Origin of the sequence: Streptomyces sp. NPDC059788 (assembly GCF_042732265.1) — a bacterium.
GTDB lineage: Bacteria > Actinomycetota > Actinomycetes > Streptomycetales > Streptomycetaceae > Streptomyces.
This window is the reverse complement of record NZ_JBHWHY010000007.1, coordinates 69126-88831: the sequence shown is the minus strand read 5'-3', so window position 1 is coordinate 88831 and position 19706 is coordinate 69126. Positions and strand designations below refer to the sequence as shown.

The following is a 19706-nucleotide window of genomic DNA, read 5'->3' as shown; positions in this document are numbered from 1 at the left end:
CGCGTGGTTCGCTGGCTTGATCCCCCACGCCCCTGCCGTGTCCCCGCAGCGAGGAGGACCCTTGCCCCGGCCCGACGCCGAGCACGCCGCCCCCGGAGACCGCCCCGCCCCCGTATTACCCGTCCCCCGCCCCCCGCGGCGCCTCCCGTACTACGAGGACGTGTCCCCCGGCAGCGGCTGCCGCCCGCCCCGCGCCTGGTTCGCCCGCTCGGACGCCCGGCGGCTGTCGCTGCACGGGACGTGGCGCTTCCGGCTCTCCCCCACCGCGCGCTGCGCGGACGCCTCGTTCGCCCGGCCGGACTTCGACGACGCGCACTGGTCCGACCTGCGCGTACCGGGCCACTGGGTGCTCATGGGCCACGGCGCGCCCGCCTACACCAACACCCGCTACCCGTTCCCCGTCGATCCGCCGCGGCTGCCCGACGAGAACCCGACCGGGGACCACCGGCACGCCTTCGACCTGCCCGCCGACTGGGCGCCCGGGCCCGCGCTGCTGCGTTTCGAAGGGGTGGAGTCCTGCGCCCGGGTATGGCTCAACGGGCGGGAACTGGGCCACTTCAAGGGCAGCCGGCTGCCCCACGAGTTCGAGGTGGGGCACCTGCTGCGGGCCCGCCGCAACGTGCTCGCGGTCCGCGTCCACCAGTGGTCCTCGGGCAGCTATCTGGAGGACCAGGACCAGTGGTGGCTGCCCGGCGTCTTCCGCGACGTCACGCTGCACCACCGGCCCGCGGGCGCGGTCCTGGACCACTTCGTGCACGCCTCCTACGACCACCGCACCGGCCTGGGCACCCTGCGGGTGGACTGCGCGCCGGCGGGCCGGGTCGCCGTACCCGCGCTCGGAATCGACCTGGCCACGGGGGAGAGCGCGACGGTCCCGGTGACGCCGTGGACGGCGGAGACGCCGCGGCTGTACGACGCCGAGCTGCGCACGCCCGGCGAGTGCGTCCCGCTGCGCGTCGGCTTCCGTACCGTACGCGTCGAGGACGGCCTGCTGAAGGTCAACGGGCGCCGCGTCCTCTTCCGCGGCGTCAACCGCCATGAATTCGACCCGCGTTACGGGCGCGCGCTGGGCCCCGAGGCGATGCGCCGCGACCTGCTGCTGATGAAACGGCACAACGTCAACGCGGTCCGTACGAGCCACTACCCGCCGCACCCGGCCTTCCTCGACCTGTGCGACGAGCTGGGCCTGTGGGTCGTCGAGGAGTGCGACCTGGAGACGCACGGTTTCAAGCAGCAGGGCTGGCGGGGCAACCCGGTCGACGACGACGCCTGGACGCCGGCACTGCTGGACCGCGCGCGCCGGATGGTCGAGCGCGACAAGAACCACCCCAGCGTGATCATGTGGTCGCTGGGCAACGAGTGCGGCACCGGCCGCGGCCTGTCCGCCATGGCCGCCTGGACGCGCGACCGCGACCCGTCCCGCCCGCTGCACTACGAAGGCGACCCGGTATGCGCCGACACCGACGTGTACTCCCGGATGTACGCGGACCACGCGGAGGTCGACCGCATCGGCCGCCGGGAGGAGGAGCCGCTCGCCGACCCGGCAGCGGACGCGCGGCGCCGCGCCCTGCCGTTCGTCCTGTGCGAGTACGCGCACGCGATGGGCAACGGGCCCGGCGGGCTGAGCGAGTACCAGCGGCTGTTCGAGACGTACGAGCGCTGCCAGGGCGGCTTCGTGTGGGAGTGGATCGACCACGGGCTGCGGCAGCGCACCGCGCTCGGCGAGGTGTTCCACGCGTACGGGGGCGACTTCGGCGAGGAGCTGCACGACGGCAACTTCGTCTGTGACGGGCTGGTCTTCCCCGACCGGGTGCCGTCGCCGGGCCTGGCCGAGTTCAAGAAGGTCGTCGAACCGGTGCGCGTCGGCGCCACCGGCGACGGGCCCGGCGGCGCGGTGCGGATCACCAACCTGCACGACTTCGCGGGCCTCGACCACCTCGTCTTCCGCTGGTCCTACGAGGCCGAGGGCGAGGTGCTCGCCGAGGGGCCGCTGACCGTGCCGCCGCTCGCCCCCGGCGCGAGCGCCGAAGTGGCACTGCCTCCGGAGCCCGCCGGGCGGCGCGGGCGCGCGGCCCTGTGGACCGTACGGGCGTTGCTGGCCGGGGACACCGCGTGGGCCGCGGCGGGCCACGAGGTCGCCTGGGGGCAGCTGCCCGCCACGCCCGCCACGCCCCGGCCCGTCCCCCGCTCCCCCGCCCGCGCGGCGCCGCGGCACGGCGAGGGCAACCTCATCCTCCTCGGACCGGGCGCCTTCGACGCCACGACCGGCGTGCTCCGCTATCTCGACGGCGTGCAACTGGAGGGGCCGCGGCTGGATGTGTGGCGGGCGCCGACGGACAACGACGAGGGCGCGCCGTGGCAGCCCGGTCCGGGCCCCGCCGAGCAGTGGCGCCGGATCGGGCTGCACCGTATGCGCCACCGGGTGGCGTCCGTGGAGTGCGAGAGTGACGCGCTGGTGGTGCGGACCCGGGTCGCGCCGGCCGGCTCCGGCCTGGCCCTGGACACGGACTACCGCTGGAGCGCGGACGGCCGGCGGCTGCGGCTGGAGGTGTCGGTACGGCCGTACGGCGAGTGGCCCTGCCCGCTGCCCCGCCTCGGCGTACGGATGGGCCTGTGCGGCAGTCTCACGACGGCGCGGTGGTACGGCGGCGGGCCGGGCGAGGCGTATCCGGACACCCGGGCCGCGGCGCGGACGGGGCTGTGGCGGATGCCGGTGGACACGTTGCAGACGCCGTACGTGCGGCCCCAGGAGAACGGGGCGCGGGCCGATGTGCGGTGGGTGGAGCTGGCGCGCAGCGACGGTTCGGGGCTGCGGGCCGAGGGCGAGCCGGCGTTCTGGTTCACCGCGCGCCGCTGGACGAGTGAGCAGCTGGACGCCGCCCGGCACACCACGGACCTGACGCCCGGCGACCGGGTGTGGCTGCATCTCGACCACGCCCAGCACGGTATCGGCAGCCGGTCGTGCGGTCCGGGTGTGCTGCCGCAGCACGTGCTGGAGGCGGGTCCCGCCCGGTTCGCCGTCATCTTGTACTCACTGCGATGAATTTCACGTTTGCACGGCTATTGACAGGTGTCGTCCTCGGCGGTCTAAACCAATGACAGGATGGAGATGCACCTTTTTCGACGCAACTGACCGAGAGGCCCCGTCCTGCCATGGCGCTCGCCATCCTCACCCGCCTTCGTGACCGCTCCGCCCGCAGTGCCCCCGTCCCGGCCCCGATCCCGCGAGGTGCCGGGGCACTGGACCTCAGCGTCCAGGACCCCGTCGGGCTGCCGATGGCGGGGGCGGGGATATCGGTGCGCGACACCGACGGCACCGAGGTCACCCGTGGCCAGACGGACCCCAACGGCATGTTCACCGCGACACTGACGCCCGCCGCGTACCACGTGGTGGTCACCTGTGACGGCTTCCGCCCGGAGCGGTTCGACAGCCAGGTCGCCGCGGGCGAGCGCACCGCGCCCCGGACGCTGCAGCTGGAGCCGGCCCCGGCGGTGCCGATGCCCACGCCGGGGCAGTGGCGGCTGGACCCCGACCACTCCTCGATCCGCTTCACCGCCCGGCACATCGGGCTGGCCGAGATCCACGGCCGGTTCAACCACTTCGAGGGCGGCCTGTGGATCGCGCCGGACATGCGGGACTCGCGGGTGGAGGTGACCATCGACGCGGCGAGCATCGACTCCGGTGTGAAGATGCGCGACGACCATCTGCGCTCGGCCGAATTCCTGGACGTGGCGCGCTATCCGTACCTCCAGTTCGCCGGGGAACGGTTCGTGCACAAGGGCGGCTCCCGCTGGGCCGTGCAGGGAGTGCTGCACCTGCACGGCGTCAGCAGGTCGGTGCAGCTGGACACCCGCTACCTGGGCCTCGGCACCGGCATGGGCGGCGAGACGCGTACGGCGTGCACCGCGGTGACCGAGCTGCACCGCGAGGACTTCACGCTGGACTGGCGCAAGATGCTGGCGCGGGGCATCGCGGCCATCGGCGCCACGATCCGCATCGAGCTGGACATCCAGGCCGTCCAGGCACAGTGACGCGGGGCGCCGCGGTCCTGGGTGAGAGGCTGGGTGCCATGAGCACCGCCGCCGTTCCGCCGTTCACCGCCGCCCTCGCCGCGGGCCCGCTCGTCCTGGACGGCGGGCTGTCCAACCAGCTGGAGTCCGCCGGGCACGACCTGGGCGACGCGCTGTGGTCGGCGCGGCTGCTCGCCGAGGACCCGGACGCCGTGGTCGCGGCGCACCGCGCGTACTACGAAGCGGGCGCGCGGGTGGCGATCACGTCCAGCTACCAGGCGACGTTCGAGGGGTTCGCCGAGCGGGGCATCGGCAAGGCGGAGGCCGCCGGGCTGCTGCGGCGCAGTGTGGAGCTGGCGCGCGAGGCAGCGCGGCAGGCGACGGCGGCCGGGACGGCCACCGGGCCGCTGTACGTCGCCGCCTCGGCCGGTCCGTACGGCGCGATGCTCGCGGACGGCTCCGAATACCGGGGCGCCTACGGGCTGTCGGTGGCCGAACTGGAGCGTTTCCACCGTCCGCGGCTGGAGGTGCTGGCCGCCGCCGGGCCCGACGTGCTGGCGCTGGAGACCGTGCCCGACGCGGACGAGGCACGGGCCCTGCTGCGGGCCGTACGCGGCCTGGGCGTGCCGGCCTGGCTGTCCTTCAGCGCGGCCGGTGGGCGCACCCGCGCCGGACAGCCGCTGGCGGACGCCTTCGCGCTCGCCGCCGACGTCCCGGAGGTGGTCGCCGTGGGCGTGAACTGCTGCACCCCCGAGGACGCGGACCGGGCGGTGGCCGTGGCGGCCCGCGCGGCCGGCAAGCCGGTGGTCGTCTATCCGAACAGCGGCGAGAGCTGGGACGCGCGGGCACGCGCCTGGTGCGGCACGCCCGCCTTCAGCGCGGACCGGGTCGCGGCCTGGACCGCCGCCGGGGCCCGGCTCGTCGGCGGCTGCTGCCGGGTGGGGCCGGACGCGGTGGCGGCGCTGGCCCGGCAGCTGGCGGGCTGACTCCGGGCCGCTTACGGCGCCGTACGCGGCACACAACGGGACCGGGTCGTTACGCGGTCGCAACGCCGGCGGCGGCGACAGCGGCCCCGGCCGGTGGCAGGATGCAGCCAACTCACCTCCGACCGGTAGGTGTCGGGCTGCATCCTGATCCGGAGGACCCGTGTCCGTTCGTTCATCGATGTCCGCCACGGCCGCCCTTGTCGCGGCCGCCGCCCTCCTCGCCACGGGGTGCACCAGCACCAAGGCCGACAAGGTGTCCGACGGGAAGTCGGCGTCGGGCGTCCAGCTCGTCTCCCCCGGCACGCTCAAGACCTGCACCCACCTGCCCTACGCGCCGTTCCAGGTGAAGAAGGGCGGCGAGATCGTCGGGTTCGACGTGGACCTGGTCGATCTGGTCGCCAAGGAGCTGAAGGTGCCGCAGGAGATCGTCAACACGCCCTTCGAGGGCATCGAGACGGGGCAGGACTTCAACATCCGCAAGTGCGACCTGGCCGCGGCGGGTATGACGATCACCGACAAGCGCGAGAAGGTCATGGACTTCTCCGACCCGTACTTCAACGCCACCCAGGCGCTGATCACCAAGAAGGGCAAGCCGTACAAGAAGGTCGAGGACCTCAAGGGCAGGAAGCTGGGCTACCAGAAGGCCACCACCGGCGCCGAGTACGCCAAGAAGCACGGCCAGGGCGTCGAGCTGGTCGAGTTCGAGGATCTCGGGCTGCTGCTGACCGCCGTGAAGTCCGGGCAGGTGGACGCGGGCATCAACGACAACGGGGTGCTGTTCGACTACGTCAAGCAGAACCAGGACACCGCGGTGACCGCGGAGTTCGACACCGGTGAGCACTACGGGATCGGCGTGCGCACCGGCAACGACGCGCTGCGCAAGAAGATCAACGAAGTGCTCAAGAAGATCCGCTCCGACGGCAGTTACGACCGGATCTACAAGAAGTGGTTCGGCACCGCGCCCCAGCAGGGCTGAGATCGCGGCCGGCGAGAGGAACCGCCCACCGATGCCCCTGTCCCGACGCAAGCGGGCCCGCCTCCTGCGGGGCGTCCAGTACGCCGTGCTGGCCGCCGCCGTGCTCGTGCTCGCCCTGGTCGCCGACTGGGGGACGCTGCGCCACGCGTTCTTCGACGTGGCGGTCGCCAAGGCGCTGTTCCCCGACATCATCACCACCGCGCTGGTCAACACCGTCAAGTACACACTGCTCGGCTTCGGTTTCGGGCTGGGGCTGGGACTGGTGCTGGCGCTGATGCGGCTGTCGCAGGTGCCGCCGTACCGGTGGCTCGCCGTCACCTACATCGAGTTCTTCCGCGGAGTGCCGGCACTGCTGGTGTTCATCGCGCTGGGCTTCGGCGTGCCGCTCGCCTTCGAGGTCGCACTCGACATGAACATCACCGTGATGCTCTCGCTCGGCCTGGTGGGAGCCGCGTACATGGCGGAAACGATCCGGGCGGGCATCCAGGCGGTGCCCAAGGGGCAGACGGAGGCGGCCCGTTCGCTGGGCATGTCGCCGGGCCGGGCGATGCGCTCGATCGTCATACCGCAGGCGTTCCGGATCGTACTGCCGCCGCTGACCAACGAGCTGATCCTGCTCACCAAGGACTCCTCCCTGGTCTATCTGCTCGGCCTGTCGCTCGGCCAGTTCGAGCTGGCCAACTTCGGCCGGGACGCCCTCAACGAGCACAAGAGCCTGACGCCGATCCTCATCGCCGGCCTGCTCTACCTCGTCATCACCCTCCCCCTGGGCCAGCTGGTCCGGCGGCTGGAGGCCCGTACCGCGAAGGCGAGGTGAGTGCCGTGGAGGCCGATCGGGAACCGGTGGCGGCAGACCGGGCGATCGAGGTCGAAGGGCTGCACAAGTCCTTCGGCGCGCTGGAGGTGCTCAAGGGCATCGACTTCTCCGTGGAGCGGGGCGAGGTGGTGTGCGTCATCGGCCCTTCCGGGTCGGGCAAGTCGACACTGCTGCGCTGTGTGAACCTGCTGGAGGAGCCGACCGCGGGCCGGGTCACCGTGGCGGGCACCGAGGTCACCGACCCGGACGTGGACATCGACCGGGTCCGGCGCCGGATCGGGATGGTCTTCCAGTCCTTCAACCTCTTCCCGCACCTGACCGCCCTGGAGAACCTGACGATCGCCCAGCGGCGGGTGCTGCGGCGCGGCCGGACGGCGGCGGAACGGGTCGCGCGCGCCAACCTCGCGCGGGTCGGCCTGAGCGACAAGGAGTCCGCGTATCCGGCGCAGCTGTCGGGCGGCCAGCAGCAGCGGGTGGCCATCGCCCGCGCGCTGTCCATGGACCCGGAGCTGATGCTCTTCGACGAGCCGACCTCGGCGCTCGACCCGGAGCTGGTCGGCGACGTGCTGGCGGTGATGCGGACGCTCGCCCAGGACGGCATGACGATGCTCGTCGTCACCCATGAGATGAGTTTCGCGCGGGAGGTCGCCGACCGGGTGGTGTTCATGGACGGCGGCGTCATCGTCGAGGAGGGGCCACCCGAGCGGGTGGTGGCCGACCCGCAGCACGAGCGGACCCGCACGTTCCTGGCCCGGGTGCTCGATCCGGCGGCTGCCGGGCTCAGCGAGGTGGCGGAGTCCGGGGCGCCGGCGCCGGGCGAGGAGCGGCCGCGGCCGTGACCGCGCGGGCGGCGGTGCCGGCCTGGTAGGTTGCGCGCCCGGTACGCGGCGGGCGGTTCCGCTGCCCGCCGCCCGCTCCCCTGGAGGCACCGCTTGTTCGTCGACCTGCCCCTGGACCAGTTGCGCGGCTACCGCCCGCCGCTCCCCGAACCCGACGGCTTCGACGCGTTCTGGCGGCGCACGCTGGACGAGGCCGCCGCGTACGACCTCGACGCGCGCTTCGTGGAAACCGACGACGGCCTGTCGCTGCTGCACACCTATGACGTGGAGTTCTCCGGCTACGCCGGGCACCGCATCCGCGGCTGGTTCCTGGTGCCCCGGGAGGCGAGCCGGCCGGTGCCGTGCGTCGTGCAGTTCCTCGGGTACGGCGGTGGCCGGCTGCGTCCGCAGGACTGGCTGCTGTGGCCGGCGTCGGGCTATGCGGCGCTGGTCATGGACACCCGTGGGCAGAGCGGTCCGAACCGGCCGGGCGACACTCCGGACCCGGTCGGCGCCGCCCACCCCGGAGTGCCCGGCAAGATGACGCAGGGGCTGCTCGACCCGGACGACTACTACTACCGCCGGGTCTACACCGACGGCGTACGGGCGGTCGCGGCGGCGCGGGGCCATGCGGCGGTGGACGCCGAGCGGGTCGTGGTGGCGGGCGGCAGCCAGGGCGGCGCCATCGCGCTGGCCGTGGCCGGGCTGGTGCCCGGACTCGCCGCCGCGCTGATCGACGTACCGTTCCTGGTGCACATCCGGCGCGCCGTCGAGATCACCGACGAGGGGCCGTACGGCGAGCTGTCCCGCTATTTCGCGGGCGCCCGGACCCAGGTGGACGCCGCCCTGCACACCCTCGACCACTTCGACGGCCTGAACTTCGCGGCCCGCGCGAGCGCCCCCGCCCTCTTCGGGACCGCGCTGCGCGACCCGGTCACACCGGCCTCCACCGGCTTCGCCGCGTACCACCACTACGCGGGCACCAAGGAGCTGCGGCTGTGGCGGTTCAACGGGCACGAGGGCGGCGGCGGGCACCAGCGGACGGAGGAGATGCGCTTCCTGGGCAAGCTGTTCAGGTGAGCCCGCGGGTCAGCGCGCCCGCAGCAGGTGGTCCATGGCGAGCTGGTCGAGCCGTTCGAAGGCCATGCCGCGGGCGGCGGCGGCCGCGGTGTCGAACGTTTCGTACGCCGTACGGTCCGCGAGGAGGGCGGCGAGGCCGTCCTCGGCGGTGGGCCGGGCCAGTTCGTCCAGTCGGGAGGCGCGCAGTGCCTCCTGGACGGCCGGGTCGGCGCGGAAGGCCGCGGCGCGCTCTTTGAGGATCAGGTAGGTACGCATACAGCCGGCCGCCGAGTCCCACACCCCGTCCAGGTCCTCGGTGCGCGGCGGCTTGAAGTCGAAGTGCCGGGGGCCTTCGTAGCCCGCCGTCTCCAGCAGGTCCACCAGCCAGAAGGCGGCCCGCAGATCCCCGGCACCGAAGCGCAGGTCCTGGTCGTACTTGACGCCGGACTGCCCGTTCAGGTCGATGTGGAACAGCTTGCCTGCCCACAGGGCCTGGGCGACGCCGTGCGGGACGTTGAGACCGGCCATCTGCTCGTGGCCGACCTCCGGGTTGACGCCGTACAGCTCGGGCCGCTCCAGCCGTTCGATGAACGCGAGCGCGTGGCCGACGGTGGGCAGCAGGATGTCGCCGCGCGGCTCGTTGGGCTTCGGCTCGATGGCGAACCGCAGGTCGTGGCCCTGTTCGACGACGTACTGGCCGAGCAGGTCGAACGCTTCCCGCAGCCGGTCCAGGGCCGCGCGCACGTCCTTGGCCGCGCCGGACTCCGCGCCCTCGCGCCCGCCCCACGCCACATACGTACGGGCGCCCAGCCCGGCCGCCAGGTCGATGTTCCGCAGGGTCTTGCGCAGCGCGAAACGCCGCACGTCACGGTCGTTGGCGGTGAAGGCACCGTCCTTGAAGACGGGGTGGGTGAAGAGGTTGGTCGTCACCATCGGCACGGCCAGACCGGTGGTGTCCAGCGCCTGGCGGAAGCGCTTGACCGCCGCCTCGCGCGCGACGTCGCCGGAGCCGAAGGGGAACAGGTCGTCGTCGTGGAAGGTGACGCCGTACGCGCCCAGTTCCGCCAGCCGGTGGACGGACTCGACCGGGTCCAGCGGGCGGCGGGTGGCGTCCCCGAAGGGATCGCGGCCCTGCCAGCCGACCGTCCACAGACCGAAGCTGAACCTGTCCTCGGGCACGGGCCGGTAGCTCATCGTGTACTCCCTCGGCCAATTCGTCATGGCGCTTTACAAATTGCGGCGCGGTCAAACTAATATTCCGGCAGCACGCCGGGGAAGCCCTTCGACGGGCGTGGTGTCCGGCATCCGGCGGGGCGTTCCCCCGCGGTCCGGAGGGAGAACGCGATGGGCACTCAGGCAGCGGGACCACTCGTCGTCGGTGTGGACAGCTCCACCCAGTCCACCAAGGCGCTCGTGGTGGACGCCGCGACCGGCGAGGTCGTCGCCCGTGGCCAGGCCCCGCACGTGGTCACCGCGGGGACGGCCACCGGAGCGGCGGACGCCGGCGGCGCGGGCAAGGAGAGCGACCCCGAGCAGTGGTGGCGCGCGCTCGGCGAGGCGCTGGCGCAGTGCGGTGACGCCGCGCGGCAGGCGGCGGCCGTATCCGTCGGCGGCCAGCAGCACGGGCTGGTCACCCTGGACGCGTCGGGCCGGCCGGTGCGTCCGGCGCTGCTGTGGAACGACGTACGGTCGGCGCCCCAGCAGCAGCGCCTGCTGGAGGAGTTCGGCGGGCCGCACGCATGGGCGCGGCGGGTGGGCAGCGTGCCGCCGCCCGCTTTCACGGTGACCAAGTGGGCCTGGCTGCGCGAGACCGAACCCGCGGCGGCCGACGCGACGGCCGCGGTACGGCTGCCGCACGACTACCTCACCGAGCGTCTGACCGGCGAGGCGGTCACCGACCGCGGCGACGCCTCCGGGACCGGCTGGTGGTCACCGGCCGACGAGACGTACGACGAGGAGATCCTCCGGCACGTCGGCCTGGACCCGAAGGCGCTGCCGCGGGTGGCGCGGCCGGGCGAGGCGGCGGGCACCGTACGGACCGGTGAGCTGCCGCTGCCGCACGGCGCGCTGGTCGCCGCGGGCACCGGCGACAACATGGCGGCGGCGCTGGGGCTCGGGCTGCGCCCCGGTCAGCCCGTACTGAGCCTGGGCACCTCGGGCACGGTCTACGCGGTGTCCGCCCGACGCCCGGCCGGCGACCCGACGGGCACGGTCGCCGGGTTCGCCGACGCGCGCGGCGACTGGCTGCCGCTGGCCTGCACCCTGAACTGCACGCTGGCCGTCGACCGGATCGCCGCCCTGCTCGGACTGGACCGGGAGGGCGTCGAGCCGGGCGGGTCGGCGGTGCTGCTGCCCTTCCTCGACGGCGAGCGCACACCGGACCTGCCGCAGGCGACGGGGCTGCTGCACGGCCTGCGGCATGACACGACACGCGGCCAGGTGCTGCAAGCGGCTTACGACGGTGCCGTGTTCGCGCTGCTTCAGGCGCTGGACCGGATCGTGGACGAGGACGTACCGGCCGACGCTCCGCTGCTGCTGATCGGCGGCGGCGCGCGCGGACAGGCCTGGCGCGATACCGTACGCCGTCTCTCGGGGCGGCCCGTGGTGGTGCCCGAGGCCCGTGAACTGGTCGCGCTGGGGGCGGCGGCGCAGGCCGCGGGGCTGCTGCTGGGCGAGGACCCGGCGGCGGTGGCACGGCGGTGGGGGACGGCGCGCGGCGCCGAGTACGCGGCGGTGGCGTGTGACACGGCGGCGCGGGAGCGGCTGGCGCACACACTCGCGGCAGGCGGGCCACTGCTGGGGAGCTGACGGGGACACGCTCCCGCCCGGGTGGCATCGGCCGGAAAACCGAATCCGGAAAACGGATTCGGACTCCGCCGTACCGCGGGCGCGGGAGTTGTGATGGGGTGCCGGGCATGAGCATCTTGGTTCGTGCCCGGTTCGACGTCCGCGACCGTCAGGACGGCACCGAGCGGAGTGCCACCGCACTGCACGAGGCGGCCGGGCCGGAACCGGTCGGCCCGATCTACCGCTGGTTCACACTGCCCGAGCCCGGCGCCTACCTGGTGCTGGAGGAGTACGCCGACCCGTCGGCGGCCGGGGCGCAGCAGGAGTGCGCCGCCGGGCTGCTGACGAGCCTGGGACGGTGTGCCGACATGGCGTTCGCCGAGATGTACGGGCCGCTGGGCCCCGGCCGGCCGGACGCCGCCGGCTGAGGTCCCGGCCGAACGGCCGCAGGTGTCCGTACGCACGCACCACCGACGAGATCCGGAGTTCCGCGACCCGTATGGCCACCCCGTCCGCCACGCCCGCCACGGGTACCCCGTGACCTCGGCCGGTGCCGCTGATCCCGCTGGTATCGCCGGTTTCTCCGGTGCAGCCGGTACCGCAGGTGCAGCCGGTTCCGACACGCAGCACGGCATCCGCCGCCGCAACCTGGCGCGTGTCCTCGGGGCCGTGGCCGCCGACGGGCCCGTGTCACGCGCGGGGATCGCCGCGCGCGTCGGGCTGACCCGGGCGGCCGTCTCCACGCTCGTCGACGCGCTGCTGCGGGCCGGTCTGCTGGTCGAGAGGGGACCGGCCGCGCCCAGCGGACGCGGGCGGCCGGGCAGTGAACTGGCCGTCAGCGACACCGGGCCCGCGGGGATCGGCGCCGAGATCGGTGTCGACCACCTCGCGGTGTGCGCCGTCGACCTGCGCGGGCGGGTGCGTGCGCGGGTGGCGGCCGACGCGGTCAACCGTGACAGCGCGCCCGGCCCGGTCCTGCGCCGGCTGGCCGGAATGATCACAGACGTCACGGGCCGGATCGCGCCGCTGGATCTGCGGCCCGTGGGGCTGACGGTCGCGGTCCCCGGGCTGGTGGCGCGCGGCACGACGACCGTGGTGCGCGCGCCCAACCTCGGCTGGCGCAACGTCGATCCGGCACCGGTGCTCCGCGCGCTGACCGGCACGCCGGGCTCGCCGGCCGTCGAGAACGAGGCGAACCTCGGCGCGCTGGCCGAGATGCGGCTCGGCGCGGGCCCGGACGGCGAGGGGGCGCCCCCGCCCGACTTCCTCCACGTCTCGGCCGAGGTGGGGATCGGCGCCGCGGTCGTCGTGGACGGGCAACTGCTGTGCGGTGTGCGGGGGTTCGCGGGCGAGCTGGGCCACGTGCCGGTGTATCCGGGCGGGCGCCCGTGCGGCTGCGGCGGGCGGGGCTGCCTGGAGCAGTACGCGGGAGAAGCGGCCGTACTGCGGGCGGCGGGCCTCGATCCCGTACGGGCGGCGGCCGGTCATCCCGGGCCGCGGGGGCGGGTCGAACTGCTCGCCCGCCGCGCCGCCGCCGGGGACCGGGCCACATCGGCCGCGCTGCGGGACGCGGGGTCGGCACTGGGCATCGCGCTCGCCGGGGCCGTGCACCTCCTCGACCCCGGGGCGGTGCTGCTCGGCGGGGCACTGGCCCGGCTGGCGCCCTGGCTGCTGCCGTCGCTGGTGCGGGAGTTGGCGGCCCGTACCGCCGTCGGGCCGTACGCGGGGGCCGCGCCGCGTACGCGGGTGGCCGTCTCGCGCGTCGGTGCCGACGGACCGCTGCTCGGCGCGGCGCACGCCGCCCTGCGGGCCGTGCTCGACGACCCGCTGGGCCGCTCCCGCGCGGCCGCCGCTCCCCGGCGGCGACCCGGGGAATAACCCGCTCCGCCCCCTCCGCGCCTTTTCGCCGGCACCGCGCCGTACATCGCCGCTTTGCCGGAATCACCACGGCACTCTTTCCAACGATGGATTCCGCTAAACCTATCCATCTCAATTATTTTTCATGCCACTCTTTTGAGTGATTGCCCAGATTAAAACAACCCGTCTATGTTCAGTGCGGCGAGCGGCACGGACCTCGCCTTACGGAACGGCCGTGGCTCCTGCCGCCGTCCGATGTCCAACTTCCCTAGATTGGTGGCGAAGCAGTGACGGTTACGGACGAGACAATTTCCGGCCCCGGGGGCGAGACGCCGAATTCCAGCCTGACGACGGCCGCGGCACGCAAGCTGGCCACGACCACCAAGACCGTCCCCCAGATGCAGGGCGTCACCTCGCGCTGGCTGCTGCGGCTGCTGCCCTGGGTGCAGGTCTCGGGCGGCACGTACCGCGTCAACCGGCGCCTGACCTACACCGTCGGCGACGGCCGGGTGGACTTCGCCGTCTCCGGCACCGAGGTCTCGGTCATCCCCGACGAGCTGCGCGAGCTGCCCGCGCTGCGCGACTTCACCGACGGCGCGGTGCTCGGCGCGCTCGGCGAGCGCTTCGTCCAGCACGAGTACGCGCCCGGCGACGTGATCGCCGCGGCCGGCACGCCGGCCGACCGCCTGATCCTGATCGCGCACGGCCGGGTCGACCGGATCGGCACCGGCAAGTACGGTGACGAAACGGTTTTGGGCGCGCTGGCCGGCGGCGACCACCTCGGCGACAAGCCGCTCACCGACGCCGCCGCCTCGTGGGAGTACACCTACCGCGCGGTGACCCGGGTGACCGTCATGGCGCTGCCCCGGCAGGCCGCGCAGGAGATCACGGACCGCTCGCAGGAGCTGCGCGACCACCTCGCGACAGCCGGTACGGGCACCGCGCCGGCGCGCAACGCCAGTGGCGAGTCGGCCATCGAGGTCGCCTCCGGCCACCACGGCGAACCGCGGGTGCCCGGCACCTTCGTCGACTACGAGCTGACGCCGCGCGAGTACGAGCTGAGCGTCGCGCAGACCGTGCTGCGGGCCCACACCCGGGTCGGCGACCTCTACAGCGACCCGATGAACCAGGTCGAGGAGCAGTTGCGGCTGACCATCCAGGCGCTGCGCGAGCGCCAGGAACACGAGATGGTCAACAACCGCGAGTTCGGCCTGCTGCACAACGCCGACCTCACACAGCGCGTCCGTACCCGCAGCGGCCCGCCCACCCCCGACGACCTGGACGAGCTGCTCGCCACCGTGTGGAAGGACCCGGGCTTCCTGCTCGCCCACCCCAAGGCGATCTCCGCGTTCGGCCGCCAGTGCAGCGCCCGCGGCCTGTACCCGACCGCGGTCGACTTCATGGGGCACTCGCTGCCCTCCTGGCGCGGCGTGCCCATCTTCCCGTGCAACAAGATTCCGGTCACCGCGGACGGCACCAGCTCCTTTCTGGTCATGCGCACGGGCGAGGAGAAGCAGGGCGTCGTCGGTCTGCACCAGACGGGAATTCCCGACGAATACGAACCGGGTCTGTCGGTCCGGTTCATGGGGGTCAACGACCAGGCGGTCGCCAACTACCTCGTCAGCACCTACTACTCCGCCGCGGTCCTCGTGCCGGACGCACTCGGAATTCTGGAGGACGTGCAGACCGGCCAATGAACCGCCGAATTCCAGCCATGGCAAACGGTTGAGGAACCGTTTACCGAGCAATGACGCACGACGCCGAACGACCGACAGGAACAGGTGAAACCCCCCATGACCACACCGGCGGACCCGACATCCGGACCCGGCGCCACCCCGGACACCGAGCAGGCACGCACCAGCCTGGCCACGGCCGCGGCACGCAATCTGGCCACCACGACCAAGACCGTGCCGCAGATGCAGGGGATCTCCTCCCGCTGGCTGCTGCGCGTGCTGCCCTGGACCCAGGTCTCCGGCGGTACGTACCGAGTCAACCGGCGTCTGACCCACACCCTCGGGGACGGCCGGGTCGAGTTCACCAGCACCGGTTCCGAGGTCCGGGTCATCCCCGCGGAACTGCGGGAACTGCCGCCGCTGCGCGACTTCGACGACGCGTCGGCGCTGGAGGCGCTGGCCGGCCGGTTCGTACAGGAAGAGCACGCGCCCGGCGACGTCCTGGTGGAGCAGGGCGCGCCGGCCGACCGGGTCATCCTCGTCGCGCACGGCAAGCTGAACCGTATCGGCACCGGAAAATACGGGGACGACACGGTCCTCGGCGTGCTCGCGGACGGCGATCACCTGGGCGAGGCGGCGCTGCTGTCGCCGGACGCCACCTGGGAGCACTCCGTACGGGCCGTGACGCGGGTGACCGTACTGACGCTGCCCCGCGCCGAGTACGAACAGCTCGCGGACCGCTCCCCCGCCCTGCGCGACCACCTGGAGCACTACCGCACGGCGCAGGTCCCGCCGCAGAACAAGCACGGCGAGGCGGCCATCGACGTGACCTCGGGCCATGTCGGCGAGCCCGCGCTGCCGGGCACCTTCGTGGACTACGAACTCGCGCCGCGCGAGTACGAACTGAGCGTCGCGCAGACCGTACTGAAGATCCACAGCCGGGTCGCCGACCTCTACAACGACCCGATGAACCAGCTGGACCAGCAGCTGCGGCTGACCATCGAGGCGCTGCGCGAGCGCCAGGAACACGAGATGGTCAACAACCGCGAGTTCGGGCTGCTGCACAACGCCGACCTCAAGCAGCGCATCCACACCCGCAGCGGCCCGCCCACCCCTGACGACCTGGACGAGCTGATCTCGCGGCGCCGCAAGACGCAGTTCCTGCTGGCGCACCCGCGCACCATCGCGGCGATCGGCCGGGAGTGGAACGCCCGCGGCATCTACCCGACCGGCGCGGAGATCGGCGGCACGGCGGTCCGGGCGTGGCGCGGCATCCCGCTGCTGCCCTGCAACAAGATCCCCATCAACCCCGACCAGACCAGCTCGGTCATCGCCATGCGGGTCGGCGAGGAGAACCAGGGCGTGGTGGGGCTGCACCAGACGGGCATCCCCGACGAGTACCAGCCGGGCCTGTCGGTCCGCTTCATGGGCATCAACGAGCAGGCGGTCATCAACTACCTGGTCAGTGCCTACTATTCGGCGGCCGTGCTGGTGCCGGACGCGCTGGGCGTCCTGGAGGACGTGGAGATCGGGCACTAGCCCGCTCCCCCGGCCGGTCCCGGGCCGTACCAACGGTGTCTCCGCCCGCTGTCCCCGCCCATGGCGCCGGGGCAGCGGGCGGACCGTTTGCACGCTCCGGCGGGCCGGGGGCCGGGCGGCGGGCGCGGATACGCGTCTCCCGCCCTCCCGGGGGCGGTGGCTTTACGCCAGGCCGTATGGCGGCGGAGGCGTACCGGAACCCGGACACCGCCCGGCCCGCAGCGTCACGTCGGCACGGTCCGGTGCCCCCGCGGCCCCTGGAGACGGTGCCACGGGCGGCGCCGCCGGGCCGCCGCGTACCGCCTCACGCACCCGCCACCGCCTGCCATTCCGTGCACCACGCCCAACACTTTCGTCACAGCTGTCACGGCGTTCCCACACCACCTGGGAAATCCCCTTTCCCCCACGGCTCCGCCCCGTGGCACCCCGCCCCACCACTGCCGTCCTTGCGCAACGCCTTACGGGGCGCGGCGGGCCGTAGACCGGGTCCGGCGGTGATCGCGCGGCAGCGCGGAACCCGGCATCCGTATTCGGCCGCTTCGTGGAAATCCAGCCGCCACCTTGGCTTTTGCGGCGTGGCCAGACCTTTTCGGTCGAAAAAACAGGTTCTCCCGGAACCGCCCCAAAGAGCGGATCACGCCTTACGCTCCCTGGTCATGCGCAGAACAATGAGCAGATTCAGCAGGGCCGGCTTCGCCGCCCTCCTCGCCCTCGTCGTCTCCGTCCTCGGCCTGGCCGGCGCCTCCCCGGCGTCCGCCGCCGACACCCCGGCGCTCGCGTTCACGGTGGACAAGGCGCAGGCCACCCCCGGTTCCGACGTGACCGTGACCATGACGTTCACCAACACCGGCACCGCCGACGTGCGGTTCGTGTGGCAGTCCTTCCAGCCCACCTGGGAGACCTCCACCGCGAGCGGCCTGAAGTACACCTGGAAGACCTGTACCGCGGACCCCGGCGTGACCTGCACCGCGGGCCAGGGCGCCTCGTACTCCGTCCCGATCGCTCCCGGCGCCACCCGTAAGGTCACGATGACCTACACCATCGGCGCCGACTCCTCCTGCGGCTACCCCGACGTCGCCTTCTACTCGTACATCTACTACGAGTTCGCCGGCGGCCAGCCCGCCAAGGACGGCACCTTCACCACCCCCGCCACCCGCGTGATCTGCGCGACCACTCCCCCGGCGGGCGCGCAGGCCTGACGCAGGGCCGCGGCTCCCGCGCGTTCCGCACGGTCGGACCGCCCATACCCCACCGGCACCGCACCGGCGCGGCCCCCCGCACGCGTTCCGTCCCCGTCCATCAGCTTTCGCTCCTCCGGTCCAGGGCCGTGGCCACGCCCCTGGACCGGAGGAGCGGTCCGTGTGGGCGCAGGGGGCGGGCGCACCGCCTCGGCAGGGGGGACGGAAGCGACACGTCGACCGTACGGCGGTTGTACGGATTCCTGTCATCTCCGGGACATAGTGGGCCTCTCGCACCCATGGGACAGTTACCGGGACGTCTGGGGGAATCGTGAAGAATCGATTCGTTCGTGTACGGGCGGTACTGACGGCGCTGACGGCATGGGGCGTACTGGCCGGGAGCGGCGTGGCCGCCGGGGCCACCGCGGACGGCGACACCCTGCGACTGGGGCGGCCGGTCCGCGTCGCGCCGGGGGTGACATACCGCGCCTTCGACATCGTGGTGGGGCGGGGCACCGCACACGGGCACCTGCTGACGGCTGATCTGGCCGACCGCAGGGTCTCGGTGGACCTGCTCTATCCGGGTGCGGTCGGCGCCCGCTCCCCGGTCTCCCGGCTGGCCGACGCGCGCTCCGCGGTGGGCGCCGTCAACGCGGACTTCTTCAACATCACCGAGACCCAGCACCCCGGCGTGGAGGCGACCGGCGCCCCGGTGGGCCCGGCCATCGCCTCCGGGCGGCACCTGAAGGCGGCCGTGCCCGACGGGCAGCGCTTCGGCCCGGCCCTGCCGCCCGGTACAACCGCCAAGGACGTCATCGGCGTCGGCCTCGACCGCCGCGCGCGGCTGGACCGGCTGTCCCTGCGCGGGGCCGCGCTCACTCCCGGCGGCGCGCTTCCCCTGAAGGGCCTGAACCAGTACGCGCTGCCGGTGAACGGCATCGGCGCGTTCACCTCCCTGTGGGGAACCACCTCACGCGTCCGCGCCACCTGCGGCACGGACACCGACCGGGCCGCGCCGTGCAGTGCGCAGACGTACGAGGTCACGGTCCGGCGCGGCCGGGTCACGGAGGTCGCGCAGGTGCCCGGCCGGGGCGGCATCACGCGCGGCACGACGACACTCGTCGGCCGGGAGGAGGGCGCCCGGCAGCTGCGCAAGCTGCACGTCGGCGACGCGGTCCGGATCGGCCACGCGCTGACCGGACGGCAGCCCGTACCGCTGCGCTTCGCCGTCGGCGGCTTCCCGATCGTCCGCGACGAGGAGCCGCTGAGCGGCCTGGACACCGTCACCCCGGCCGTGCGGACCTCCGCCGGCGTCGGCGCGGGCGGGCACCGGCTGCTGCTGCTCGCGCTGGACGGCGCGCCGGGACGGGCCGGCATGACGGTACGTGAACTGGCGGACCTGATGGACCGGCTGGGCGCGCGGGACGCGGTCAACCTGGACGGGGGCGGCTCCTCCACGCTCGTCACCCGTGAGCCGGGCAGCCCGGGATCGACCGTGCGCAACCATCCCTCGGGCGGCGCGGAGCGGCCGGTGCCGAACGCCATCGGTGTCTTCGCGCGGGGCTGAGCCCCGCGCGGTCACGGCCGGACGCTGCTGACCACGTCGGCCGCGCCGGACAGCCCGTTCTGGATGTCCGGTGCCAGGCTGCTGCCGGCCAGGTAGAAGCCGAGCAGCATACAGACGAGGGCGTGCGAGAATTTCAGCCGCCCGCTGCGCAGAAAGACGATGGTCAATACGACGAGCAGCACGACGACCGAGATCGAAACAGCCACGACAAACCTCCTCACCGGCCGCCCGAACGGACGACAACGGGCGCCAGTTTGGCTTATTCCGTCCCTTCTCCCGTGGTTACACCGGTGCGCCATCCAGGTGATCACTGGCAGTCACCGGGCGACGCCGGTCGTCACCTCGCGTATTTCCCGCACCGGACGGAGTGCGCCCATCCGCCGGCGACCGGGGAGAAAATCTCATCACCCCGCGTATTGCGGGCCTTTGGTCCCGGAC

Annotated in this window: 16 protein-coding genes; 14 read left to right on the top strand and 2 right to left on the bottom strand. The window is 73.1% G+C overall.

What is annotated here, in order from left to right:
• Positions 1 to 61: 61 nt before the first annotated feature.
• The 7 genes from ACFV57_RS08520 (at position 62) to ACFV57_RS08490 (ending at position 8688) form a co-directional block, all read left to right on the top strand.
• On the top strand, positions 62 to 3043 hold the full coding sequence (locus ACFV57_RS08520; protein WP_385227219.1) for a glycoside hydrolase family 2 TIM barrel-domain containing protein: 2982 nt from the start codon (positions 62 to 64) through the stop codon (positions 3041 to 3043).
• A gap of 110 nt (positions 3044 to 3153) precedes the next feature.
• Positions 3154 to 4032: a YceI family protein gene (locus ACFV57_RS08515; protein WP_385227216.1), complete on the top strand. Its 879-nt coding sequence runs from the start codon at positions 3154 to 3156 to the stop codon at positions 4030 to 4032.
• Between the two features lie 38 nt (positions 4033 to 4070).
• The gene (mmuM, locus tag ACFV57_RS08510) at positions 4071 to 4997 is read left to right on the top strand and encodes a homocysteine S-methyltransferase (RefSeq protein ID WP_385227213.1); all 927 of its coding nucleotides are present in this window, start codon (positions 4071 to 4073) and stop codon (positions 4995 to 4997) included.
• Between the two features lie 178 nt (positions 4998 to 5175).
• Positions 5176 to 5973 (top strand): ABC transporter substrate-binding protein, encoded by a 798-nt coding sequence (locus ACFV57_RS08505; protein ID WP_385227550.1) that lies wholly within the window; start codon positions 5176 to 5178, stop codon positions 5971 to 5973.
• A 31-nt stretch (positions 5974 to 6004) separates the two neighbouring features.
• On the top strand, positions 6005 to 6790 hold the full coding sequence (locus ACFV57_RS08500) for an amino acid ABC transporter permease (protein WP_385227210.1): 786 nt from the start codon (positions 6005 to 6007) through the stop codon (positions 6788 to 6790).
• A 5-nt stretch (positions 6791 to 6795) separates the two neighbouring features.
• Positions 6796 to 7629 carry an amino acid ABC transporter ATP-binding protein gene (locus ACFV57_RS08495; RefSeq protein WP_385227207.1) on the top strand — a complete coding sequence of 278 codons (834 nt, stop codon included), beginning with the start codon at positions 6796 to 6798 and terminating at the stop codon, positions 7627 to 7629.
• 93 nt (positions 7630 to 7722) lie between these two features.
• Positions 7723 to 8688, top strand: a complete 966-nt coding sequence (locus ACFV57_RS08490; RefSeq protein ID WP_385227204.1) for an acetylxylan esterase — start codon at positions 7723 to 7725, stop codon at positions 8686 to 8688.
• 9 nt (positions 8689 to 8697) lie between these two features.
• On the opposite strand, the gene xylA is transcribed toward ACFV57_RS08490, so the two are convergent.
• On the bottom strand, positions 8698 to 9861 hold the full coding sequence (gene xylA, locus ACFV57_RS08485; protein ID WP_385227202.1) for a xylose isomerase: 1164 nt from the start codon (positions 9859 to 9861) through the stop codon (positions 8698 to 8700).
• 150 nt (positions 9862 to 10011) lie between these two features.
• On the opposite strand from xylA, the gene xylB reads away from it, so the two are divergent.
• The 7 genes from xylB to ACFV57_RS08450 all read left to right on the top strand — a co-directional run bounded on the left by xylB (position 10012) and on the right by ACFV57_RS08450 (position 19268).
• Complete coding sequence (xylB, locus tag ACFV57_RS08480; protein WP_385227199.1) at positions 10012 to 11475, top strand: xylulokinase; 1464 nt, start codon at positions 10012 to 10014, stop codon at positions 11473 to 11475.
• 107 nt (positions 11476 to 11582) lie between these two features.
• Positions 11583 to 11882: a hypothetical protein gene (locus tag ACFV57_RS08475; RefSeq protein ID WP_385227196.1), complete on the top strand. Its 300-nt coding sequence runs from the start codon at positions 11583 to 11585 to the stop codon at positions 11880 to 11882.
• A 142-nt stretch (positions 11883 to 12024) separates the two neighbouring features.
• Entirely contained in the window at positions 12025 to 13332 is a 1308-nt protein-coding gene (locus ACFV57_RS08470; RefSeq protein WP_385227547.1) for an ROK family protein, read from the top strand.
• Between the two features lie 266 nt (positions 13333 to 13598).
• A complete protein-coding gene (locus tag ACFV57_RS08465) occupies positions 13599 to 15008 on the top strand; it encodes a family 2B encapsulin nanocompartment shell protein (protein WP_385227193.1) in 1410 nt (469 codons plus the stop codon).
• A gap of 96 nt (positions 15009 to 15104) precedes the next feature.
• On the top strand, positions 15105 to 16523 hold the full coding sequence (locus ACFV57_RS08460; RefSeq protein ID WP_385227190.1) for a family 2B encapsulin nanocompartment shell protein: 1419 nt from the start codon (positions 15105 to 15107) through the stop codon (positions 16521 to 16523).
• Between the two features lie 656 nt (positions 16524 to 17179).
• Positions 17180 to 17722: a hypothetical protein gene (locus tag ACFV57_RS08455; RefSeq protein WP_385227187.1), complete on the top strand. Its 543-nt coding sequence runs from the start codon at positions 17180 to 17182 to the stop codon at positions 17720 to 17722.
• A 310-nt stretch (positions 17723 to 18032) separates the two neighbouring features.
• Positions 18033 to 19268, top strand: a complete 1236-nt coding sequence (locus ACFV57_RS08450) for a phosphodiester glycosidase family protein (RefSeq protein ID WP_385227184.1) — start codon at positions 18033 to 18035, stop codon at positions 19266 to 19268.
• Between the two features lie 11 nt (positions 19269 to 19279).
• Here the strand turns inward: ACFV57_RS08450 and ACFV57_RS08445 are convergent, their stop codons facing one another.
• Complete coding sequence (locus tag ACFV57_RS08445; RefSeq protein ID WP_385227181.1) at positions 19280 to 19474, bottom strand: hypothetical protein; 195 nt, start codon at positions 19472 to 19474, stop codon at positions 19280 to 19282.
• Between the last annotated feature and the right edge of the window lie 232 nt (positions 19475 to 19706).